The following is a 21503-nucleotide window of genomic DNA, read 5'->3' on the forward strand; positions in this document are numbered from 1 at the left end:
GAGAAGGGCTGTCCCTAGTACGAGAGGACCGGGACGGACGAACCTCTGGTGTGCCAGTTGTTCTGCCAAGGGCATGGCTGGTTGGCTACGTTCGGGAGGGATAACCGCTGAAAGCATCTAAGCGGGAAGCCTGCTTCGAGATGAGGACTCCCACCCCCTGGAGGGGGTAAGGCTCCCAGTAGACGACTGGGTTGATAGGCCGGATATGGAAGCCAGGTGACTGGTGGAGTTGACCGGTACTAATAGGCCGAGGGCTTGTCCTCAGTTGCTCGCGTCCACTGTGTGGTTCCCGGGTTGCGAACAGTCGCACCGGTTGAACCAGTATGTACTCAATTGAAGAGTGTGCTTGTTCGCTAAGTGCCGATATCCCGCTTCGGCGGGGTGGCCCGATAGGGTTTCGGTGGTTATAGCGTGAGGGAAACGCCCGGTTACATTCCGAACCCGGAAGCTAAGCCTTACAGCGCCGATGGTACTGCAGGGGGGACCCTGTGGGAGAGTAGGACACCGCCGAACAATCTTTCAAGGACCCATGGTCCAGCGTTCATGCTGGACCATGGGTCCTTTTTGTTTTTCTGAGAGAATGACTGCGGTACCCGAAGACAGGAGCCCAACCGATGTCCCCCAATTCCTCCGACGACCGTCCCGAGCGCGATCAGCGCCGTCGGGACAGCGGTGACCGGGGCGGCTTCCGCGGAGGCCGTGACGATCGCGATCGCGGTCCACGGCGCGATGATCGGGACCGTGGCGGTTTCCGCCGTGATGACAGCAGCCGTCGCAACGACGGCCGTCGTGATGACAACCGGGGCGGCGGATATCGCGGTGGCCGCGACGACCGGCCCAGCGGGCCGCGTCGCTCCGACGACCGTGGTGACCGTGGTGGGCGTCCGGCCTTCGGCGCCAATTCCGCTTCCAGCGGCAGCGGTTACGCCCGTCGTGATGACCGGGGCGGACGGCCTGCCGGTGCCGGCGGTGGTGGCGGATACGGGCGGCGTGACGACCGTACCGGCGGCCCTCGCCGTGACGACCGGCCGAGCGGTCCTCGTCGCGACGACAGGCGTGATGACAGGCGCGACGACCGGCCCGGCTTCCGTCGTGACGACCGCCCCGGCGGGCACCGTCGTGATGACCGGCCGAGCGGGCCGCGCCGTGACGATCGCCCCAGCGGACCGCGCAGGGACGACCGGCGTGATGACCGGCGTGATGACCGTGGCGGGCGGCCCAGTTTCGGTTCCGGGGGCGGGGGTTACGGTCGGCGCGATGACCGTCCCAGTGGTCCTCGGCGCGACGACCGGCCGAGTGGCCCCCGTAGGGACGACCGCCGCGACGACCGGCGTGATGACCGTCGCGACGACAGGCGCGACGACCGGCCCGCCTTCCGGCGGGACGACCGCGGCGACAGCCGGGGGAGTGGCTATGTCCGCCGCGACGACCGCCCCGGTGGTCCCCGCCGGGACGACAGCCGTGGAGGCGGCGGCAGGCCCAGTGGCGGCAGGCCCACGGGTGGTGGCGGCTACGGCCGGCGTGACGACCGCGATCGCGGTGGGTACCGCGGCCGCGACGACCACCGCCGTGGCGGGTACGAGCGTCGCGACGACCGGGGCCGTGACCGCGATCGGGACCGTGACCGGGAGCCGATCAAGCGGCTGCCCATCCCGGAGGACGTGACCGGCGAGGAGATCGACGCGAGCGTCCGGCAGGAGCTGATGAGCCTGCCCAAGACGCTCGCCGAGGACGTCGCGAAGAACCTCGTGATGGTCGCCAAGCTGATCGACGACGACCCCGAGCAGGCCTACGCGTACTCCCGTATCGCCCTGCGGCTCGCTTCCCGGGTCGCCGCGGTGCGCGAGGCGGCCGGCTTCGCCGCGTACGCCACCCAGAAGTACGCCGAAGCGCTGGCCGAGTTCAGGGCCGCGCGGCGGATGACCGGGGGCGTCGACCTGTGGCCCGTCATGGCGGACTGCGAGCGCGGTCTGGGCCGTCCGGAGCGGGCGATGGCGATGGCCGGCGAGCCCGAGGTGCAGAAGCTCGACAAGGCGGGCCAGGTCGAGATGCGGCTCGTCGCGGCCGGCGCGCGCCGGGACATGGGGCAGCTCGACGCCGCCATCGTGACGCTCCAGAGCCCCGAGCTGGCGTCGAACTCCGTACAGCCGTGGACCGCGCGGCTGCGCTACGCCTACGCCGACGCCCTGCTGTCGGCGGGGCGCGAGGACGAGGCCCGCGAATGGTTCGCCAAGACGGTCGAGGCGGACAAGGACGGCGCCACGGACGCCTCGGACCGGCTCGCGGAGCTGGACGGCGTCGAGTTCGTCGACGCGTTGATCGATGACGACGAAGTTGACGAGGACGACGACCTGGACAGCACCAACGACGACGTCAGTGGCGATGCCGATCCCGACGAGGATGCCGATCACCACGGAGACGGCGAACGCGACGACAAGGACTGAGCGTTGAGCTGACGCCCGTACGTCCCGTACATCCGCGCGTCCGTACATCTGACCTTCTGTGGGCGGCGTCCTGGCATCCCTGCCGGGGCGCCGCCCACAGGCGTACTCAGTCCAGCGTGAGGCTGCGCAGCACCAGTCCCGTCGCCGGCTTGGGGCCGAAAGAGGTGGACTTGCGCGGCATCATGACGCCCTGGCGGGCCAGTTCGCGTACGACCTCCTCGCGCACCGGATGCAGCAGGACGGCCGTACCCCCGTCGCGTACCGCCTTGTCGACGGCCGCCGCCGTGTCATGGATGTACGCGATGTGCTCGGGCGCGTCCGGGATCCGCCAGAGCTGGTCCAGGAGCGTGGTGTGCAGGACCGTCGCGTCCAGTGCCCGCCAGGCCGCGGGCCGGTCCGCGGGGACCGTACGCGCCAGCAGCTCCGGGTCCGGGCGGTCGACGAGATGGAAGCGGCCGTCCCCGGCCAGCAGGAACGCGTTGCCCGAGGCCGCGGCCCCGGCCAGGGCGTCCAGCGCCTCGGGGAGCGGGCCCTCGACCGTACGGACCCGGAAGGAGCCCGTGAGGGCCTCGACCGCGCGGCCGACGGGCAGCCGGTGCAGCAGCCGGTGGATGGAGCGCACCTGGAGGGGATGGCGGGCCGTGTCGACCAGCAGGACCAGCCCGTACCCCCACGGGCCGTGGTCCGTGTGCTCGTCGCGCAGGCGCAGATACGTCGCCCAGCGGTGGTGGCCGTCGGCGATGAGGGCCTGGTGGTGGCCCAGGTCCTCGGTGATCTCGGCGAGGTCGCCCGGGTCCGTGACCGACCACAGGCGGTGGCCGAAGCCGTCCTCCGTGGTGGTGGCGAGAAGCGGGGGTCTTCGGACGGTGCGCTCGATGACGCCCGACGTACCGGCGCCCTCCGGTGCGTCCGCCGCGCCGCCCGCCTCGCCGCCGCTCCGGTAGGTCAGCAGCAGCGGCTCCAGATTGGCCTCGGTCGCCCGCATCAGGGCCGCGCGGTCCTCCACCACATCCGGCATGACGTCCTCATGGGGCAGCACGATGCCGTCGGAGGGGGCGGACAGCGCCAGCGCCCCGATCACGCCCCTCTGCAACAGCTCGCCCCTGCGCTGCTCGTACACGTACAGCGCGGGCTCCGCGTCGGGTGCGAGGACACCCTCGGCGAGCCAGCGGCCCAGGGTGCGCGCGGCCTGGCGGTGGCGCTCGCCGGGGGTGGCGGCCTGCGGCAGGATCAGCCGGACGATGTTGTGCGGATCGGCCGACTCCAGGTGGTGCAGGCCGTCCGGCCTGACGACCACGTCGTACGGCGGCGAGGTCACCGCGGCGAGGCTGCCGACCCGTTCGGGGACATAGCGGAGCCCACGGAACGGAATCAGTCGCAGCCCCTTGTCCCCGGGACCTGTTGTGTTCATCAGGGCATCGTATGTGGGCCGTGGGGGATGAGCGATGATCGGGGGAGAAGCCATCGGAGCCACCGGAGTACCGGCGGCACGAACGAGGGACGGACGGCTGATGAGCGAGCGGGGCAGGACCAGGCCGAGCGGGAGCGCGACCGCGCTGTACGAGGCGTACGACACGGCTCTGCTCGATCTCGACGGCGTGGTGTACGCCGGGGGCGAGGCCATCGCGCACGCCGTCGAGTCGCTCCGTACGGCCAGGGACGGCGGGATGCATCTCGCGTACGTCACCAACAACGCGCTGCGTACGCCCGAGACCGTGGCGGCGCATCTCACGGAACTCGGCGCGCCGGCCGGTCCCGCCGATGTGATCACCTCGGCGCAGGCGGTGTCCCGGCTGATCGCCGAGCAGCTTCCCGCGGGGTCCAGGGTGCTGGTGATCGGCGGGGAGGGGCTGCGGGTCGCGCTGCGCGAGCGGGGTCTCGTACCGGTCGAGTCGGCCGACGACGGCCCGGTGGCGGTCGCGCAGGGGTACGGGGGGCCGGAGCTGCCCTGGGGGCGGTTCGCCGAGGCGTGCTACGCGATCAACCGGGGCGTGCCGTGGTTCGCGTCCAACACGGATCTGACGATCCCGAGCGCGCGGGGGATCGCGCCGGGCAATGGCGCGGCGGTCGAGGTCGTACGGATCGCCACGGGCGCGGAGCCGCAGGTCGCGGGCAAGCCGCTGCCGCCGATGCACCGGGAGACGATTCTGCGGACGGGGGCGCGGCGTGCGCTGGTGGTCGGGGACCGGCTGGACACGGACATCGAGGGGGCGTTCAACGGGGGTGTGGACTCGCTGCTCGTCCTGACCGGGGTGACGGACGCGGCGGGGCTCCTGGCGGCGGCGCCGAGGCACCGGCCCACCTATGTGGACGCGGATCTGCGGGGGTTGCTGACCGGGCAGCCCGAAGTGGCCGTGACCGGCGACGGGTTCGGGTGCGGTGGCTGGACCGCCTCGGCCGGCGGGCGGACGCTGGTGCTGGAGGGGGAGGGCACGGCGCTGGACGGGCTGCGCGCGCTGTGTGCGGCGGCGTGGACGGAGGCGGGCGAGGGGGCGAGCACGCTGGACGCGGGCAAGGCGCTGGCGAAGCTGGGGCTGTAGGGCTGCCGGGCGGTACGGCGGTCGTACGTGGAGCCGGGGCTGTCGGTGCGTACGTAAGGGGTCTGCCCCTGGGGCGCACCGCTCGGCGAGCGGGCTGTTAGGGTAGGCTAACCTAACTTTGTGCTGATCGACCCCCCTCTCGAACCGGGCTGCCGCTGCCCCGAGCGCTGGTCGGGCCGCTCTTCCGCACGTCTTTGGCATGTCTTCGGCACGGATGAAACCCGCGGACACCACGAGCAGGAGTACGACCATGCAGCGCCTCGCCGCGGAATCGGTGACCCTCGGCTACGACCAGCGGGTCATCGCCCGCGATCTGTCGGTCGAGATCCCCGACCATTCGTTCACGGTGATCGTCGGCCCCAACGCCTGCGGCAAGTCGACATTGCTGCGCGCGCTCTCCCGGATGCTCAAGCCGTCCCAGGGGCGGGTCCTGCTCGACGGTACGGTCATCCACGCGATGCCCGCCAAGAAGGTCGCCAGGACCCTCGGGCTGCTGCCGCAGTCGTCGATAGCGCCCGACGGCATCACCGTCGCGGATCTGGTCGCCCGTGGCCGCTATCCGCACCAGGGACTGCTGCGCCAGTGGTCGCCCGAGGACGAGCGGATCGTCGGGGAATCGATGGCGTCGACCGGTGTCGCCGAACTGGCAGATCGCTATGTCGACGAATTGTCCGGCGGCCAGCGCCAGCGCGTCTGGATCGCCATGGCCCTCGCCCAGCAGACCCCGCTCCTGCTGCTCGACGAACCCACCACCTTCCTCGACATCCAGCACCAGATCGACGTGCTCGACCTCTGCGCCGAACTGCACGAGACCGGGGGCCGTACGCTCGTCGCCGTACTGCACGACCTCAACCACGCGGCCCGCTACGCCACCCATCTGATCGCGATGCGCGACGGGGCGATCGTGGCGGAGGGGGCGCCCTCGGAGGTCGTCACGGCGGAGCGGGTCGAGGAGGTGTTCGGGCTGCGGTGCCAGGTCATCGACGATCCGGAGACCGGTACGCCGCTGGTGGTGCCGGCCGGGCGGCGGACCCGGCGGAGCCCGCGTCCGTCGCGTCCCACCGCGTCTTCCGCGTCTCTCAGAGCAGCGACCGCAGACGCACCAGATCGCGGAAGCCCGCGTCGAGCCTGACCCGGCCCGCCCCCCAGGCCCGGGCGAAGCTCAGCTCGCCGTCGACCAGTGCCACCAGGTCGTCGCCCGCCATGGCCAGCCCGATCTGCGCCTTCTCCGACGGCGGGCCCGCCACCACTTCGGCCACCTCGATCCTGCCGTCCACCAGCCGCCCGGTGAAGGTGACGTCCAGATCCGTGATGTGGCAGGTCAGTGAACGGTCGAAGCCCGCCGCGGTACGGACCTTCCCGTCCGCTTGCGCCAGATTGTCAGAGAGCTTCTCGAGTGCGCTGCGGCACTCCTCCTTCGTCGCCATCGCGATCGACGGTACCGCAGGCCTTCGCGGTAGCGTCTGGGCATGAGCGACTCGATGGCGGGAGCGGCCGCCGTACCGGACGCGCACGGGTCGGACGCCGTGGGACCGTCCGCGCCGGACCCGGCGGCGCCGCGCCCGCTCGGCGTGGGCGTCGTGCCGACCGGCAACGCCGAGGTGGACGAGCGGCTGGCCCGGCTCGCGGACGCCGACCACCTCCCGGCGGACGGCCATGTCGAGGTGTACGAGGATGTGCACCGGGGGCTGCGCGACGCGCTGACCGCGCTCGACGCCCGCCCGGCGGCCCCGGGCCCGCCGGGCGGTCCGCAGGGGCCCCGGTGACCTCTCTCGCGTACGACCACAGGAGCTGAACCGAACGTGGCAGGACTGGCACGCCGCCGTCTCGATGCCGAGCTGGTACGCCGTAACCTCGCGCGCTCGCGCGAGCACGCGAGCCAGCTCATCGCCGCGGGCCGGGTGATCGTCGGCGGCACCACCGCGACCAAGCCCGCCACCCAGGTCGAGACGAGCGCCGCCGTCGTCGTCACCGCGGACGACACCGAACCCGACTACGTCTCGCGCGGCGGGCACAAACTCGCGGGGGCGCTGGCGGCCTTCGTACCCCTCGGTCTGGAGGTCCGCGGCCGGCGGGCCCTCGACGCGGGCGCGTCCACCGGCGGCTTCACGGATGTCCTGCTGCGCGCGGACGTGGGCCATGTCGTCGCCGTGGACGTCGGCTACGGGCAACTCGCCTGGTCGCTGCGGGGCGATGAACGCGTCACCGTCAAGGACCGTACGAACGTACGCGAGTTGACGCTCGACGTGATCGGAGGGGAGCCCGTGGATCTGGTGGTCGGGGATCTGTCGTTCATCCCGCTGGGGCTGGTGCTGCCCGCGCTGGTGCGCTGCTCCGCGCCCGGCGCGGACCTCGTGCTGATGGTGAAGCCGCAGTTCGAGGTGGGCAAGGAGCGGCTGGGCAGCGGAGGTGTCGTACGCAGCCCGGAGCTACGGGCCGAGGCGGTACGGGCGGTGGCGCGGCGCGCGGGCGAACTCGGCCTCGGGGTACGGGGCGTCACCGCCAGTCCGCTGCCTGGTCCTTCCGGGAATGTCGAGTACTTTCTGTGGCTCCGAGCCGGGGCGCCCGAGCTGGACCCGGCGGATGTCGACCGTGCAGTGGCGGAGGGACCCCGTTGACCACGCGTACTACTCAGATGAGCCAGCCCGCGCAGAGCCCCCGGCCCGCCGAGGCCGTCCGGAGCAGGAGTGTCCCGGCGGCCGAGACCGCCCCTGACGTACGGGCGGCCAACGCGGACCGCACCGTGTTCCTGCTCGCCCACACCGGCAGGCCCGCGGCGGTCCGCAGCGCCGAACTGGTCGTGAACGGCCTGGTGCGGAACGGTCTCGGCGTACGGGTCCTGGCCACGGAGGCGGCCGATCTGCCGCTCCCGCCGGCCGTCGAGACCGTCCCCGAGACCGCCCCCGACGTACTCGACGGCTGCGAACTGCTCATCGTGCTCGGCGGCGACGGGACGCTGCTGCGCGGCGCCGCCTTCGCCCGGGCCTCCGGCGTGCCCATGCTCGGGGTCAATTTGGGCAGGGTCGGCTTCCTCGCCGAGGCGGAGCGCGACGATCTGGACAAGGTCGTCAACCGCGTGGTCACCCGCGCGTATGAGGTCGAGGAGCGGATGACGATCGATGTCGTCGTGCACAGCAACGGCGATGTGGTCCACCGCGACTGGGCGCTCAACGAGGCGGCCGTACAGAAGGTCTCGCCCGAGCGGATGCTCGAAGTGGTCCTGGAGATCGACGGACGGCCGGTCACCGCCTTCGGCTGCGACGGGATCGTCTGCGCCACCCCCACCGGGTCGACGGCGTACGCCTTCTCGGCGGGCGGTCCGGTCGTCTGGCCGGAGGTCGAGGCCCTGCTCATGGTGCCGATCAGCGCACATGCCCTGTTCGCGAAGCCGCTGGTCACCTCGCCGACCACGGTGCTCGCGGTGGAGGTGCAGGCACACACGCCGAACGGGGTGCTGTGGTGCGACGGGCGCAGAACCGTCGAGCTGCCCCGGGGAGCGCGGGTCGAGGTACGGCGTGGAGCCGTGCCCGTACGGCTGGCGCGGCTGCACCACGCGTCGTTCGCGGACCGGCTGGTGGCCAAGTTCGCACTGCCGGTCTCCGGCTGGCGCGGGGCGCCCCACTGAGCACGGGCGGGGGAACCTCGGGTGGGGGCCGTCGCGCGGCGGGGTCCGGACCTCGTATGGTCATGACCGTGTTGGAGGAGATGCGGATACGGTCGCTCGGGGTCATCGACGACGCGGTCGTCGAGCTGTCGCCAGGCTTCACCGCGGTGACCGGTGAGACAGGCGCGGGCAAGACCATGGTCGTCACCAGTCTGGGACTGCTGCTCGGCGGCCGGGCCGATCCGGCGCTGGTACGGATCGGCGCGAAGTCGGCGGTCGTCGAGGGCCGGCTCACCATGGCCGCGGGCGCGCCCGCGGCCGTACGGGCCGAGGAGGCCGGGGCCGAGCTGGAGGACGGGACGCTGCTGATCAGCAGGACCGTCTCCGCCGAGGGACGCTCGCGCGCGCACCTGGGCGGGCGCTCGGTGCCGGTGGGCGTGCTGACGGAGCTGGCGGACGATCTGGTCGCGGTGCACGGCCAGACCGACCAGCAGGGGCTGCTGCGGCCCGCGCGGCAGCGCAAGGCCCTCGACCGGTACGCGGGCGACGCGGTTGCCGCGCCCCACACCGCGTACACCGTGGCGTACCGGCGGCTGCGGGCCGTCGCCGCGGAGCTGGAGGAGCTGACCACGCGGGCCCGTGAGCGCGCGCAGGAGGCCGATCTGCTGCGCTTCGGGCTGAACGAGGTCGCGGCCGTCGAGCCGCGGGCGGGCGAGGACACCGAACTGGCCGCCGAGGCGGAGCGGCTCGGGCACGCGGAGGCGCTGGCGTCCGCTGCGGCCCTCGCGCACGGCGCGCTGGCGGGCAATCCCGAGGACCCGGAGGGCGTCGACGCGACGACGCTGGTCGCGGGCGCGGGACGGGCGCTGGAGGCCGTACGGTCCCACGACCCGGCGCTCGCCGGACTCGCCGACCGGATGGGCGAGATCTCCATCCTGCTGGCGGACGTGGCGGGCGAACTGGCCGGTTACGCGGACAATCTGGACGCCGATCCACGGCGGCTGGCCGCGGTGGAGGAGCGGCGTGCCGCGCTCAACGCGCTGATCCGCAAGTACGGCGAGGACATCGCGGCGGTGCTGGCCTGGGCGGAGGAGAGCGCGGCGCGGCTCATGGAGCTGGAGAGCGACGACGACCGGATCGCGGAGCTGACGGCCGAGCGGGACGCGCTGCGCGCCGAACTGTCCGGACTCGCCCAGGCGTTGACCGACGCCCGCACCGAGGCCGCGGCGCGCTTCGCCGACGCGGTCACGGCCGAGCTGGCGTCGCTGGCGATGCCGCACGCGCGGGTCTCGTTCGACATCCGCCAGACCGAGGCCGCGGACGAGCTGTCCGGCGTCGAGGTGGGCGGGCGCTCCGTGGTGTACGGGCCGCACGGCGCCGACGAGGTCGAACTCCTCCTCGCCCCCCACCCGGGCGCCCAGCCCCGGCCGATCGGCAAGGGCGCGTCGGGCGGTGAGCTGTCGCGGGTGATGCTCGCGGTGGAGGTGGTCTTCGCGGGGTCCGATCCCGTACCGACGTATCTCTTCGACGAGGTCGACGCGGGCGTCGGCGGCAAGGCGGCGGTCGAGGTGGGCCGCCGGCTCGCGAAGCTCGCGACGTCCGCGCAGGTGGTGGTCGTGACGCACCTTCCCCAGGTCGCGGCGTTCGCCGACCGCCAGCTCCTGGTGAAGAAGACGAACGACGGCTCGGTGACGCGGTCGGGGGTGACGGTGCTGGAGGGGGAGGACCGGGTACGGGAGCTGTCGCGGATGCTGGCGGGCCAGGAGGACTCGGAAACGGCGCGGGCGCACGCGGAAGAACTACTGGCCTCAGCGAGGACGCCTCCCGGCTAGGCCCTGTCCGGCCGATCTTCGCGGGCCCGCGACGCCTGGCACGGCACCTCGCTGCGTTGTCGGAGTCGCCCGAGTACGTCCAGTACACGGGCGATCCTCCGCCTTGCGATGCTCCCCCGTGGCCTGAACGGCACGGGAGGGACCCCCCGCACCAGACGCCGCGGTCTGATCCACGAAGATCGACCGGACAGGACCTAGGCGGGGGGCGAGCCGGCTCGGACCAGGCCCGACTCGTACGCCAGTACCACCACCTGCACCCGGTCCCGCAGTCCCAGCTTGGTCAGGATCCGGCCCACATGCGTCTTCACCGTCGCTTCCGACAGCACCAGCCGCCCCGCGATCTCACCGTTCGACAGCCCCTGCGCGACCAGCAGCATCACCTCGCGCTCGCGGTCGGTGAGCCGGTCCAGCTCCTTGTTGCGTGGCTTCGTGCTCGTCGGGAGCATCGGCGAGAAGCGGTCGAGCAGGCGCCGGGTCGTGGACGGGGCGACCACCGCGTCCCCGCTGTGCACCGAGCGGATCGCGCTGAGCAGTTCGCCGGGCGGCACGTCCTTCAGCATGAAGCCGCTCGCCCCGGCCTTGAGCCCGGAGAAGGCGTACTCGTCGAGGTCGAAGGTGGTCAGGATGAGCACCTTCGGAGCGCCCGGTTCCGCGCAGATGCGGCGGGTCGCCTCGACGCCGTCGAGCCGGGGCATCCGGACGTCCATCAACACGACGTCCACGGTCACGGTGCGGAGGTTCTCGATCGCCTCCGCGCCGTCCCCGGCCTCCGCGACCACCTCCATGTCCGGCTGCGCGGCCAGCACCATACGGAAGCCGGTACGCAACAGGACCTGGTCGTCGACGAGCATCACACGGATCGTCATCTGCGGGTTCCTGTCATCTGCGGATTCCTTAATCGGTGAAGGCTGCGGGTTCCTCGTCGGTGAGGGCGGGACCTGGTGCCCCGCCCGGCACTAGTGCGCGGGTTTCAGCGGGAGCAGCGCGCTGATCCGGAAGCCGCCGCCCGGCCGCGGGCCGGCGTCCAGCGTGCCGCCCACCATCCCGACCCGCTCGCGCATACCGATCAGACCGTGACCGCGCCCGTCGGCACCGCCGTCCTCGTACAGTTCGTGTGCCGCGCCCCGGCCGTCGTCCTCGACGAGCAGCCCGAGCCCGTCGTCGAAGTAGACCAGACGCACACTGGCGCCGACATCCGGGCCGCCGTGCTTGCGGCTGTTGGTGAGGGCCTCCTGCACGATGCGGTACGCGGTCAGCTCGACCCCGCTGGGCAGGGGCCGCGGAGTGCCCTCGATCTTGAAGTCGACGCGGAGACCGGCGCCCCGTACCTTCTCGACCAGTTCCTCGATCTGCCCGACATCGGGCTGCGGCACGTACTCACCGCTCTCCTTGGCGTCGCCGGTCCGCAGCACACCGAGCAGCCTGCGCATCTCGGCCAGCGCCTGCCGGCCGGTGCTCGAAATGGTCTCCAGGGCCTCTTTCGCCTGGTCGGGCGCCGCGTCCAGCACATAGGCCGCGCCGTCCGCCTGGACCACCATCACCGAGACATTGTGTGCGACGACATCGTGCAGCTCACGCGCGATCCGGGCGCGCTCGGCGGCCACCGCCACCTTGGCCTGCGCCTCGCGTTCCTTCTCCAGCCGGGTGGCGCGCTCCTCGAGCTGGTCGAAGTAGGCGCGACGGGTACGGAAGGAGTCGCCCAGCACCCAGGCGAGGGCGAACGGCACGCTCATGATGACGGACACGATGACCCGCCCCGCGATGCTGGACTCCTCCTGGGGCCAGCGCACCTGGGAGATCGGAGCGGCCAGCAGCCCGCCGATCAGGCCGAGTTGGGAGGCCCAGCGCGGTCCGCCCTGCGCCGCGACGGTGTAGATGGCCACCAGCATCGCGAAGTCAGCCGGGTTCACCGGCACATCGAGCGCGACCTGTACGACCCCCAGCGCCAGCACCAGCACCAGCGTCTTCTCGGGCGCCCGGCGGCGCAGCGCCACGGCGAGACTGAGCAGCGCGACCGTCGGGATGGCCACCAGGCGCGGCCCCACCCCCGAGGTCTGCTGGACCGCCCACAGCAGAGAGAACCCGAAGAGCAGGACAGCCCAGAAGCTGTCGACGCCCGTCGGGTGTCTGCGGAGAAAGTCGTAGAAGCGCTGCACGTAACCCAGCGTAGGTAAATGGGGACGACGGAAGGGTCAACCGGAGGGTCGATCCGGTCGGCGGAAGCGTACTCCCCAAGGTGGAGACTTGGCTCCGTGACGGATGAGACAGGCGGGCCGCGGGCGGTCCGGGGTATCCGAAACGGGCCACGGCCCGAGCGATGGCGCACGGCGGCCGAGGCCGCGCTCTACGGTCCCGGGGGCTTCTACCTGCGGCCCGAGGGGCCCGCCGGGCATTTCCGTACCTCGGTGCACGCCTCCCCGCTGTTCGCCACCGCCGTCGCCCGGCTGCTCACCGCGACCGCCGGGCGGCTCGGTACGGACGAGGTGGCGCTGGTGGACATCGGCGCGGGCCGCGGCGAGCTGCTGACCGGAATCCTGGCCGCGCTCCCCGGCGTACTCACGGAGGGGCTCGCGGTCCGGCCGTACGCCGTCGAGCGCGCCGCGCGCCCCCCGGGCCTGGATCCGCGGATCGAGTGGTGCGCCGAGCCGCCGCCCGGAGTCAGCGGGCTGGTCTTCGCCAATGAATGGCTGGACAACGTCCCTGTCGACATCGCGGAGACCGACGCGGATGGAACTGTACGGTATGTCCTGGTACGGCCGGACGGCTCCGAGGAGCCGGGCGAACCTGTCGACGGGCCGGACGCGGAGTGGCTCGCCCGCTGGTGGCCGGGGGCCGGGCCGGGCAGCCGGGCGGAGATCGGCCGGCCGCGCGACGAGGCGTGGGCGGCGGCCGTCGCCACGCTGGAGCGGGGGCTCGCGGTGGCCGTGGACTACGCGCACGTACGGGACGGCCGGCCGCCCTTCGGTACGCTCACCGGCTTCCGCGCGGGGCGCGAGGTGCCCCCCGTACCGGACGGGAGCTGCGACCTCACCGCCCATGTGGCGCTGGACGCCTGCGCGCTGCCGGGCGCCGTACTGCTCAGCCAGCGCGAGGCGCTGGGCGCCCTCGGCGTGAACGGTTCGCGTCCGCCGCTGTCCCTGGCCACCGCCGACCCGGCGGCGTATGTACGGGCGCTTTCGACGGCCGGCGAGGCGGCGGAACTGACGGCGCGCGGCGGTCTCGGCGACTTCGGCTGGCTGATGCAGCCCGTCGGCATCGAACCACCGGACCTCGGAAGCGGGCCCCAGCGCCCGACGGCAAGATCTCAGCACCGCTAGGCCTCAGCGCCGCTGGGCCTAGGGCAGTCCCCAGCCGGCCTCTGAGAGACTGTCGCCCATGACGGAGACCACCCGGACGACGGTCGGCATCGGCGGCGCCGCGGAGAGCACCGACATGGTGCTCAACATCGGGCCGCAGCACCCCTCCACCCACGGTGTGCTCCGCCTCCGCCTCGTGCTGGACGGCGAGGTGATCCGCAGCGCGGAGCCGGTCATCGGCTATATGCACCGGGGCGCGGAGAAGCTCTTCGAGGCGCGCGACTACCGGCAGGTCGTGGTGCTCGCCAACCGCCACGACTGGCTCTCGGCGTTCTCCAACGAGCTGGGCGTGGTGATGGCCGTCGAGCGGATGCTCGGCATGGAGGTGCCCGAGCGCGCCGTCTGGACCAGGACCCTGCTGGCCGAACTGAACCGCGTACTGAACCATCTGATGTTCATCGGCTCATACCCCCTCGAACTGGGCGGTATCACCCCGGTGTTCTACGCATTCCGGGAGCGCGAGGAACTCCAGGCCGTGATGGAGGAGGTCTCCGGCGGCCGGATGCACTACATGTTCAACCGGGTCGGCGGCCTCAAGGAGGACCTGCCCGCGGGATGGCTCGGCCGGGCCAGGCACGCGGTCGCGGAGGTCCGCTCACGGATGGACGTGTACGACCGGCTGGTCCTCGGCAACGAGATCTTCCGGGGCCGCACCGGCGGAGTCGGGGTGCTGTCGCGGGAGGCGGTGCACGCGTACGGGGTGTCCGGACCGATCGCCCGCGCCTCCGGGGTCGACTTCGATCTGCGCAGGGACGAGCCGTATCTCGCGTACGGCGAACTCCAGGACACCCTCAGGGTGATCACCCGCCAGGACGGCGACTGTCTCGCCCGCTTCGAATGCCTGCTGGACCAGACGCACAACGCGCTGGAGCTGGCGGACGCGTGTCTGGACCGGATCGCGGAGCTGCCGCCCGGGCCGATCAACCAGCGGCTGCCGAAGGTGCTGAAGGCGCCCGAGGGACACACCTACGCCTGGACCGAGAACCCGCTCGGCATCAATGGCTACTACCTGGTCTCGAAGGGCGAGAAGACCCCGTACCGGCTGAAGCTCCGCTCGGCCTCGTTCAACAACATCCAGGCGCTGACCGAACTGCTGCCCGGGACGCAGGTCGCGGACATGGTGGCGATCCTGGGTTCGCTCTTCTTCGTGGTCGGCGACATCGACAAGTAATCGGAAAGCAATCGGCAAGCGGTCGGCACACGCCGGGCGCCGACCGCTTTCACGCGCTGGCGGCCTTCACGTGCCGACCGCTTTCACATGCTGATGGCTTTCACGTGCTGACGGCCTTCACGTGCTGACGGCGTCGCGCAGCGCCTCCGCACCGACCGGCTCGGTCTCGTCGTGCTCCGTCAGATCGATGACCTGGCCCACGGCGCGCTCGTCGGTCCTGCGGCGCTCCGCAAGGGCCTCCTCACCCACCACATCGGCGAGGTCCTCGCTCTCCACCCGCTCCAACTCGGCGGCCGGGGCGGGCTCTTCCGGCTCGGCCGCGGACTCCGCGTCCGCCGCCGGCTTCTTGTGCTGGCCGCCGCCGCTCTGCGCCGGCGCCTGCCCATGGCCGTGCCCGGTCTGCGTACCGAAGAAGTCGAAGCCGCCCTCGGGCCGCCGCACCGGGTGGCGCGTCGAGGCGTACGGAACGATCGCCGAGGCCCCCGGCACCCGGGGAGCGGGCAGGGCGGACGACGGGCGGCTGTGCTGCTGGTCTCCCCCGCGCTGCTCTCCCCCGGCGGCCGCGTGCTTCTCCTGCGGCTCTGCCGCCTCGGCGGCCGTCTCCGCGGCCCGCTCGGCGAGATCGCGCTCGCGGGCCGCCTCGACCAACTGCTTCGCCTGCTGGGCCGCGCCGTTGCGGGACAGCTCGTCCAGGGCGCGCGCGGCGCTGAGATACGCCGCCGAAGTGGGCGAACTGCCCGCGGTCAGGGCCTTCGGTACGGCCGAGGCCTCGATGGCGAGCTGACGGCGCCCTTCCAGGGCGGTGGCCCGCTCGGTCTCCGCGGTGGCGTACCGGCGCAGCAGCGCCGCGTGCTCCCCGCGCAGCCCGGCCAGCTCGATCCGCTTGGCGCGCAGCTTGGCCTCCAGCTTGAGGCGCAGCTCACGCGACTCCTCGACATCGGCCTCCAGCTCGGCCGTACGCTCCTCGGCCCGCCACTGGTCGCTCTCCCGGCCACGGATCAGATCGGCGACCTGGCGGCCGGCGCCGCGGTCCCAGCTACGCATGAGGACCGCGCCGCTGACCGCGGCGACCGCCGTGGCCGCGACCAGACCGCGGAGCACCACGGGCTCCGTGAAGAACCAGGCGCCCGCGGCGCAGAGAACCGCGGCTCCGGCGACCGCCGACGGCGGCAGAAGCTTGTGGAGGGGTGGGGAATGGCGGTGGCGTCCACGTGGCATGGCCTGAAATTTACCGTGTGCCGAGACCGATTGGGGGGCCGGTCGAACAATCAAGCCTTCCCCTCTTACCGAAGGCGCCGATCCCTTTCCCCTCTTTCCTCTACAGAACTCCGTTTTGCCTGCCGTCACTTACCTCCCGACGGCCGCCCGGCCGCCGTTCCACGACTACTTCTTGACCAGACCTTTGGACTCCAGATACTCCTTCGCCACATCCTCGGGCTTCGCGCGCTCGGCGTCGACCTTGAGGTTCAACTGCGCGAGATCATCGGTCGTCAGCGCGGCGGTCAGCTTGCCGAGGACATCGGCTATCTCCTGCGACCCGGCGTCCTTGGCATTGACCACCGGCAGTACGTTGTCGGCGTTCTGGAGCTTCTTGTCGTCCTCCAGCACGACCAGTCCGAAGCTGTCGAGCGTGCCATCGGTGGTGGAGCTGAGAACCACCTGGTCCACACCGTCCTTGACGGCCTGCTTGGACTGCGGAGTGCCGACGCCCTTGGGGTCGATACCGGCGACATCGATGCCGTACGTCTTCTTGAGGCCCGGCGCGCAGAACGGCCGCACCTCGCACTCGTCGCCCGCAGCGATCTTCACTTTGATCTTGGACTTTCCAAGATCGGAAAGGGTCTTGAGGCTGTTCTTGTCGGCGAATTCCTTGGTGACGGCGAAGGCATTCTGGTCGACGGCCTGGCCGACGGACAGGACCTTCAGTCCGAGCGGCTCCGCGAGCTTCTTCAGCTCGGCGACGGTCGTGTCCGCGTCGCTGCTCGCGAGCGGCTTCGCCAGGGCCGCGTCCGCCCCGTTCACCTTGGCGTTGAGGAATTCCGTGATCGTCGCCGCGTATTCCGGTACGACGTCGATCTCGCCCTTCTCCAGGGAGGGTTCGTACAGCTCGCGGTTCTTCACCGTGGTCACGGAGGTCGAGTAGCCGGCGTCGCCCAGGATCTGGGCGTACAGCTCGGCCAGCACCTTGGACTCGGTGAAGGCCGCGGCGCCTATGACGAGCGAGCCCTTCCCTCCCGAACCGGAGCCCGGACCGGAGCCGGCCGCGGAGCCGCCCTTGTCCTTCTCCAGGCTGTCGCCGCCGCATGCGGCGAGCGAGACGGTCAGCACCGCCGCGCCCAGCACCGCACCCGCGATACGCGTGGTCTTGCTCATCAGGTCACCATCTCCAAGAAGCCATGAGGTCGGTCGTCACGCGGTCGTGCGGGACGGGGTCCTGCCGCCGGAGGACCGGGAGGCGAGGGCCGGGGCCGGGTCGATCACCCGGTCCAGCGCCACGAGCACGCCTTCGACGAACAGCGCGAGCAGCGCGACGAGGAGTGCACCCGCGACCACCTGCGGAGTGTTGTACGTGTTGAAACCGGCCGTGATGATCCGGCCGAGCCCGCCCTGGCCGACCATCGCCGCGATGGTGGCGGTCGCCACCACCTGGACGGAGGCGGACCGCAGGCCGGTCATGATCAGCGGGTACGCGAGGGGCAGCTCGACCCGTACGAAGAGCTGGCGCCCGGACATGCCCATCCCCCGGGCGGCCTCGACGACCGCGCTGTCCACCTCCCGCATCCCGACATAGGCGTTGGTCAGCAGCGGCGGCACCGCGAACAGCACCAGGGCGATGACCGTTGGCACCGAGCCCGCGTTCCGCAGCGGCGAGACCATGAACAGGGCGAGCACCGCGAAGACGGGGATCGCCCGCCCCACATTGGAGATGTTGACGGCGAGCGCGCCGCCCCTGCCGATGTGCCCCAGATACAGCGCCAGCGGCAGGGCTATCGCACAGGCCACCGCGAGCGAGACCCCGCTGACGAGCACATGCTCCCCCAGCCGGTGCCACACACCGCTGTCGCCCTTCCAGTTGGCACCGGTCGCCAGCCAGCTCCAGGCGTCTCCCAGAACCCCCATGGTCAGCCCACCGCCTTCGCGGGCTCGCGCACGGTCGCTCCGCCGCCCTCACGAGGAGCGGCCGGACCCGCGCCGGAGCCACGCGCCGGGCGCGCCGTACGTATTCGGGTCCACGGCGTGAGCAGCCGCTGTACCCCGAGCAGCAGCAGGTCGGCGACGACCGCGAGCAGCACACAGAGCACCGAGGCCGTCAGCACCTGCGCCTTGAAGAAGCTCGGCAGCGCGTCCTCGATCAGATTGCCCAGACCGCCCCGGCCGACGATCGAGCCGACCGTGGTCAGCGCGATCGTCGACACCGTGGCTATTCGGAGGCCGGCCATCAGCGCGGGCAGTGCCAGCGGAAGCTCGACCTCCCAGAGCATCCGCCCCGGTCCGTACCCCATCCCGCGGGCCGCCTCCCGTGCCTCTTCCGGCACCGAATCGAGCCCCGCCATGATGTTCCGCACAAGAATGGTCAGCGAATACAGCACCAGCCCCGTGATCACGAGTCCGGCGGAGAGTCCGAAGAGCGGAAGCAGCAGCGAGAACATCGCCAGCGACGGAATCGTGTAGAGCAGGGTCGTCAGCCCCAGCACCGGTCCGGCGAAAGAAGGCCTGCTCCGCGCCAGCAGCGCCAGCGGAAATGCCACCAGCAGTCCGATCACGACGGAGACCGCGGTGATCCACACATGCTGGACCGTGGCATCGATCAACTCCTGGCTGCGGGAGCGGAGATATTCCCCGCAGATCCAGTCGTTCGCCGCCAGGCAACTCTGTGTCGTCATGCGTTCCCACCTCCCCGTCTCCCCGAACGGTCTCCCCGACGTATGGCTGGTTCCTACTGTCTGGCGACCCTATCCCCGACCACTGACATTCGCGGAAGCCCGCCACATTCCAGCAACATGGCCTTCACACAACACGCCGCACAATGGGGAACCATGATCCGATTCGAGCACGTCACCAAGCGGTACGCGGACGGCACGACCGCCGTCGACGACCTCTCCTTCGAGGTCTCCCAGGGCGAACTGGTCACACTCGTCGGACCCTCCGGCTGCGGCAAGACCACCACCATGAAAATGGTCAACCGCCTGATCGAGCCGACCGAGGGGCGGATATTCCTCGACGGCGACGACATTTCCGCCATCGATCCGGTCCAGCTCAGGCGCCGTATCGGCTATGTCATCCAGCAGGTCGGTCTCTTCCCGCACAAGACGGTCCTGGAGAACACCGCGACCGTTCCGCATCTCCTCGGCTGGCAGCGCGCCAAGGGCCGCGCCCGCGCCGCCGAACTCCTCGATCTCGTCGGCCTCGACCCGTCCGTCTACGGCGACCGCTACCCCGAGCAGCTCTCCGGCGGCCAGCGCCAGCGCGTCGGGGTGGCCCGCGCGCTGGCCGCCGACCCGCCCGTCCTGCTGATGGACGAGCCCTTCGGCGCGGTCGACCCGGTCGTACGCGACCACCTCCAGAGCGAGTTCCTCAAGCTCCAGGCGGCGGTCCGCAAGACTGTGCTGTTCGTCACGCACGACATCGAGGAGGCGGTACGGCTCGGCGACCGTATCGCCGTCTACGGGCAGGGCAGGATCGAGCAGTTCGACGCCCCCGCCGCCGTGCTCGGCGCGCCCGCCACCCCGTATGTCGCGGACTTCGTCGGCGCCGACCGCGGGCTCAAGCGGCTCTCCGTCACCCCCATCGAGGAGGGCGACCTGGAGCAGCCGCCCGTCGTGCATCTCGACGACCCGCTCGGGCGCGCGGCCGCGAAGCTCGCCGAGGAGGGCGCGCGCTGGGCCGTCGTCCTGGACTCCGAGGAGAATCTGCACGGCTGGATCTCCACCGACAGCACCGGGGCCTCGGGGACGGTACGGGAACACGCCCGCAGGATGGAGGCCTGGCTGCCCGTCGGGGCGCCGCTCAAGCAGGCGTTCGCCACGATGCTCCAGCACGACGCGGGCTGGATCGCGGTCATCGACCAGGAGGAGACCGGCCGCTTCCTGGGGGTCCTCACCCCGGCCCGGCTGCACGAGGCGCTGCGCCGCTCCATCGACGCGGACGCGCAGGACATCCCCCGTACCGCGGTGGAACTGGAGACCGTCAGCCTCATCGCGCACTGAGCCGGCCGCCCACTCCCCCTCACTCGGCGGACCCTCTACAGGTCCGCAACCGGACCTCGACCGGACCTCGCCGGGACTTCGGCCTGCCCCCTTGAACCGGTCACTCCGCGCTGAGCCGGCCGCTCATCCACTCCAGCGCCGACGGGATCTCCCTGCGCCAGGTGTTGAAGTTGTGCGCGCCGCTGTCGAGGATGATCGACGCGACCTGCGCGGGCGGTCTGACCTTGCTGATGAACTCCTTGGTGGCGCGCAGGTTCCGCTCGCCCTTCTTGGAGCTGGTGACCAGCAGGGACGAGTTGCCCTGCGGCAGGTGCTCCAGGCTCCACAGCAGGTTGGCCCGGTTCCGCAGCCGCTGGTCGCCGTGGAACAGGTCACCGGTCGTCGGGTCCTCCGCCGCCTTGTAGTCCGCCGAGAGGCCGGCGCCCACCGAGTAGCGCTCCGGGTGGTGCAGGGCGATCTTCAGGGCGCAGTAGCCGCCGGTGGAGTTGCCGATGATGCCCCAGTTCCGCGGTGCGGTCTTGACTCGGTACGCCCGGGACACCGCCAGCGGCAGATCCCTGGCGAAGAAGGTCTCGGTCTGCGGGCCCCGGGGGACGTCCACGCACTCGGTGTCCCTGGGCGGTGCCACGGTGGGCCGCAGCATCACCAGGATCATCGGCTGCATCTTGCCCTTCTTCGCCAGCTCCCAGGCGGTCCTGGGGTAGTTCAGGCCCTTGATCAGGTTCTCCGCCACCCCGGGATAGCCGGTGAGGACCACGGCCGCGGGGAACGACAGGGTCCGGAAGTGCCGCTGGAAGTACTCCGGCGGCAGATAGACGTACGCCGTGCTGTCGATCCCGGATCTCGGGCCGCCGATGGCGATCTTCTGGATCTGGCCGGCCACGGTGGGCTGTTTGCTGCCCGGTACGGGTGACCGCTCCGTGTCCATGATGGTGATGTCCTTGCCGTTGGCCGCCGGGCCGACCACCGACCCCAGCTCCTGCTCCTGGCCGAAGAGGTCCCGCCAGGAGCCGTAGAAGAGGAAGTACTGGTTCGCGACCAGGCCGACGGCCATGAACAGGCTCACCTGCGTGGCGAACAGCAGCCCCACCCTGCCGAGCACCGAACGCGCCGTACGGGCGGACAGCCGGGGCCACAGCCAGATCGTGGCGACGAACAGCAGGACGGCCAGCAGGATGGCCAGGGCGAGGACTTTACGGCTGGTAAGACCCATGTCCACCGAGCTTTCTCACGTGAGATTTTCCGGAACGCTGAGGAACCCTCCCCGAATCGGCCGCGGCGTGCCACGGGGATGCCCCCGTTCGGCGGACGTGCCGTCCGGGCCGTACCGGGAGGAGGCGGGCCGTACC

General features: G+C 71.3%; 20 protein-coding genes and 2 rRNA genes. 13 read left to right on the top strand and 9 right to left on the bottom strand.

Annotation, left to right across the window (positions count from 1 at the left end):
* The 4 genes from WH07_RS09090 to WH07_RS40300 all read left to right on the top strand — a co-directional run.
* Positions 1-263, top strand: a 23S ribosomal RNA gene (locus WH07_RS09090); the annotation flags it as partial.
* Between the two features lie 133 nt (positions 264-396).
* Positions 397-513 (top strand): 5S ribosomal RNA (gene rrf, locus WH07_RS09095).
* Positions 514-699: 186 nt separating this feature from the next.
* The gene (locus tag WH07_RS41935; RefSeq protein ID WP_198533761.1) at positions 700-1665 is read left to right on the top strand and encodes a hypothetical protein; all 966 of its coding nucleotides are present in this window, start codon (positions 700-702) and stop codon (positions 1663-1665) included.
* Positions 1666-1703: 38 nt separating this feature from the next.
* Positions 1704-2444 (top strand): tetratricopeptide repeat protein, encoded by a 741-nt coding sequence (locus tag WH07_RS40300; protein WP_046497689.1) that lies wholly within the window; start codon positions 1704-1706, stop codon positions 2442-2444.
* A 106-nt stretch (positions 2445-2550) separates the two neighbouring features.
* Here the strand turns inward: WH07_RS40300 and WH07_RS09110 are convergent, their stop codons facing one another.
* Positions 2551-3855 carry a DUF1015 family protein gene (locus WH07_RS09110; protein WP_046497693.1) on the bottom strand — a complete coding sequence of 435 codons (1305 nt, stop codon included), beginning with the start codon at positions 3853-3855 and terminating at the stop codon, positions 2551-2553.
* Positions 3856-3955: 100 nt separating this feature from the next.
* On the opposite strand from WH07_RS09110, the gene WH07_RS09115 reads away from it, so the two are divergent.
* Both WH07_RS09115 and WH07_RS09120 read left to right on the top strand, forming a co-directional pair.
* Positions 3956-4984 (top strand): HAD hydrolase-like protein, encoded by a 1029-nt coding sequence (locus tag WH07_RS09115; RefSeq protein ID WP_046497632.1) that lies wholly within the window; start codon positions 3956-3958, stop codon positions 4982-4984.
* Between the two features lie 250 nt (positions 4985-5234).
* A complete protein-coding gene (locus tag WH07_RS09120; RefSeq protein WP_046497634.1) occupies positions 5235-6116 on the top strand; it encodes an ABC transporter ATP-binding protein in 882 nt (293 codons plus the stop codon).
* On the opposite strand, the gene WH07_RS09125 is transcribed toward WH07_RS09120, so the two are convergent.
* Positions 6064-6411 (bottom strand): sterol-binding protein, encoded by a 348-nt coding sequence (locus WH07_RS09125; RefSeq protein WP_046497637.1) that lies wholly within the window; start codon positions 6409-6411, stop codon positions 6064-6066. The genes WH07_RS09120 and WH07_RS09125 overlap by 53 nt on opposite strands.
* Before the next feature lie 42 nt (positions 6412-6453).
* Here WH07_RS09125 and WH07_RS09130 point away from each other — a divergent pair, with 42 nt between their 5' ends.
* From WH07_RS09130 to recN, 4 genes are all read left to right on the top strand, one after another.
* Positions 6454-6750, top strand: coding sequence for a thioredoxin domain-containing protein (locus WH07_RS09130; RefSeq protein WP_046497639.1), 297 nt, complete (start codon positions 6454-6456; stop codon positions 6748-6750).
* 36 nt (positions 6751-6786) lie between these two features.
* On the top strand, positions 6787-7602 hold the full coding sequence (locus tag WH07_RS09135) for a TlyA family RNA methyltransferase (protein ID WP_046497642.1): 816 nt from the start codon (positions 6787-6789) through the stop codon (positions 7600-7602).
* A 17-nt stretch (positions 7603-7619) separates the two neighbouring features.
* Positions 7620-8609 carry an NAD kinase gene (locus tag WH07_RS09140; RefSeq protein WP_232788789.1) on the top strand — a complete coding sequence of 330 codons (990 nt, stop codon included), beginning with the start codon at positions 7620-7622 and terminating at the stop codon, positions 8607-8609.
* Between the two features lie 62 nt (positions 8610-8671).
* Complete coding sequence (gene recN, locus WH07_RS09145; protein ID WP_198533762.1) at positions 8672-10420, top strand: DNA repair protein RecN; 1749 nt, start codon at positions 8672-8674, stop codon at positions 10418-10420.
* 194 nt (positions 10421-10614) lie between these two features.
* Here the strand turns inward: recN and WH07_RS09150 are convergent, their stop codons facing one another.
* Positions 10615-11286 (bottom strand): response regulator transcription factor, encoded by a 672-nt coding sequence (locus WH07_RS09150; protein WP_046497644.1) that lies wholly within the window; start codon positions 11284-11286, stop codon positions 10615-10617.
* A 90-nt stretch (positions 11287-11376) separates the two neighbouring features.
* A complete protein-coding gene (locus WH07_RS09155; protein WP_046497647.1) occupies positions 11377-12576 on the bottom strand; it encodes a sensor histidine kinase in 1200 nt (399 codons plus the stop codon).
* Positions 12577-12672: 96 nt separating this feature from the next.
* Here WH07_RS09155 and WH07_RS09160 point away from each other — a divergent pair, with 96 nt between their 5' ends.
* Both WH07_RS09160 and WH07_RS09165 read left to right on the top strand, forming a co-directional pair.
* The gene (locus WH07_RS09160; protein ID WP_408645824.1) at positions 12673-13737 is read left to right on the top strand and encodes an SAM-dependent methyltransferase; all 1065 of its coding nucleotides are present in this window, start codon (positions 12673-12675) and stop codon (positions 13735-13737) included.
* 58 nt (positions 13738-13795) lie between these two features.
* Complete coding sequence (locus tag WH07_RS09165) at positions 13796-14947, top strand: NADH-quinone oxidoreductase subunit D (protein ID WP_046497650.1); 1152 nt, start codon at positions 13796-13798, stop codon at positions 14945-14947.
* Between the two features lie 117 nt (positions 14948-15064).
* On the opposite strand, the gene WH07_RS09170 is transcribed toward WH07_RS09165, so the two are convergent.
* The 4 genes from WH07_RS09170 to WH07_RS09185 form a co-directional block, all read right to left on the bottom strand.
* The gene (locus WH07_RS09170; protein WP_198533763.1) at positions 15065-16165 is read right to left on the bottom strand and encodes a coiled-coil domain-containing protein; all 1101 of its coding nucleotides are present in this window, start codon (positions 16163-16165) and stop codon (positions 15065-15067) included.
* 165 nt (positions 16166-16330) lie between these two features.
* Positions 16331-17320: an ABC transporter substrate-binding protein gene (locus WH07_RS09175; RefSeq protein WP_046497653.1), complete on the bottom strand. Its 990-nt coding sequence runs from the start codon at positions 17318-17320 to the stop codon at positions 16331-16333.
* Between the two features lie 36 nt (positions 17321-17356).
* On the bottom strand, positions 17357-18067 hold the full coding sequence (locus WH07_RS09180) for an ABC transporter permease (protein WP_046497656.1): 711 nt from the start codon (positions 18065-18067) through the stop codon (positions 17357-17359).
* A gap of 2 nt (positions 18068-18069) precedes the next feature.
* Positions 18070-18831 carry an ABC transporter permease gene (locus tag WH07_RS09185; RefSeq protein ID WP_046497659.1) on the bottom strand — a complete coding sequence of 254 codons (762 nt, stop codon included), beginning with the start codon at positions 18829-18831 and terminating at the stop codon, positions 18070-18072.
* A gap of 153 nt (positions 18832-18984) precedes the next feature.
* Here WH07_RS09185 and WH07_RS09190 point away from each other — a divergent pair, with 153 nt between their 5' ends.
* The gene (locus WH07_RS09190; RefSeq protein ID WP_046497661.1) at positions 18985-20154 is read left to right on the top strand and encodes an ABC transporter ATP-binding protein; all 1170 of its coding nucleotides are present in this window, start codon (positions 18985-18987) and stop codon (positions 20152-20154) included.
* Positions 20155-20254: 100 nt separating this feature from the next.
* On the opposite strand, the gene WH07_RS09195 is transcribed toward WH07_RS09190, so the two are convergent.
* Positions 20255-21367, bottom strand: coding sequence for an alpha/beta hydrolase (locus WH07_RS09195; protein ID WP_046497708.1), 1113 nt, complete (start codon positions 21365-21367; stop codon positions 20255-20257).
* Between the last annotated feature and the right edge of the window lie 136 nt (positions 21368-21503).

The sequence above is a fragment of the Streptomyces odonnellii genome, assembly GCF_000981895.1.
Taxonomy (GTDB): domain Bacteria; phylum Actinomycetota; class Actinomycetes; order Streptomycetales; family Streptomycetaceae; genus Streptomyces; species Streptomyces odonnellii.

What these genes read in the sequence shown, in the direction of transcription:
- WH07_RS40300 (WP_046497689.1), top strand. Translation starts at nt 1,704, where the DNA reads ATGAGCCTGCCCAAGACGCTCGCCGAGGACGTCGCGAAGAACCTCGTG.
- WH07_RS09110 (WP_046497693.1), bottom strand. Translation starts at nt 3,855, where the DNA reads ATGAACACAACAGGTCCCGGGGACAAGGGGCTGCGACTGATTCCGTTC.
- WH07_RS09115 (WP_046497632.1), top strand. Translation starts at nt 3,956, where the DNA reads ATGAGCGAGCGGGGCAGGACCAGGCCGAGCGGGAGCGCGACCGCGCTG.
- WH07_RS09120 (WP_046497634.1), top strand. Translation starts at nt 5,235, where the DNA reads ATGCAGCGCCTCGCCGCGGAATCGGTGACCCTCGGCTACGACCAGCGG.
- WH07_RS09125 (WP_046497637.1), bottom strand. Translation starts at nt 6,411, where the DNA reads ATGGCGACGAAGGAGGAGTGCCGCAGCGCACTCGAGAAGCTCTCTGAC.
- WH07_RS09130 (WP_046497639.1), top strand. Translation starts at nt 6,454, where the DNA reads ATGAGCGACTCGATGGCGGGAGCGGCCGCCGTACCGGACGCGCACGGG.
- WH07_RS09140 (WP_232788789.1), top strand. Translation starts at nt 7,620, where the DNA reads ATGAGCCAGCCCGCGCAGAGCCCCCGGCCCGCCGAGGCCGTCCGGAGC.
- recN (WP_198533762.1), top strand. Translation starts at nt 8,672, where the DNA reads ATGACCGTGTTGGAGGAGATGCGGATACGGTCGCTCGGGGTCATCGAC.
- WH07_RS09150 (WP_046497644.1), bottom strand. Translation starts at nt 11,286, where the DNA reads ATGACGATCCGTGTGATGCTCGTCGACGACCAGGTCCTGTTGCGTACC.
- WH07_RS09165 (WP_046497650.1), top strand. Translation starts at nt 13,796, where the DNA reads ATGACGGAGACCACCCGGACGACGGTCGGCATCGGCGGCGCCGCGGAG.
- WH07_RS09170 (WP_198533763.1), bottom strand. Translation starts at nt 16,165, where the DNA reads ATGCCACGTGGACGCCACCGCCATTCCCCACCCCTCCACAAGCTTCTG.
- WH07_RS09175 (WP_046497653.1), bottom strand. Translation starts at nt 17,320, where the DNA reads ATGAGCAAGACCACGCGTATCGCGGGTGCGGTGCTGGGCGCGGCGGTG.
- WH07_RS09180 (WP_046497656.1), bottom strand. Translation starts at nt 18,067, where the DNA reads ATGGGGGTTCTGGGAGACGCCTGGAGCTGGCTGGCGACCGGTGCCAAC.
- WH07_RS09185 (WP_046497659.1), bottom strand. Translation starts at nt 18,831, where the DNA reads ATGACGACACAGAGTTGCCTGGCGGCGAACGACTGGATCTGCGGGGAA.
- WH07_RS09190 (WP_046497661.1), top strand. Translation starts at nt 18,985, where the DNA reads ATGATCCGATTCGAGCACGTCACCAAGCGGTACGCGGACGGCACGACC.
- WH07_RS09195 (WP_046497708.1), bottom strand. Translation starts at nt 21,367, where the DNA reads ATGGGTCTTACCAGCCGTAAAGTCCTCGCCCTGGCCATCCTGCTGGCC.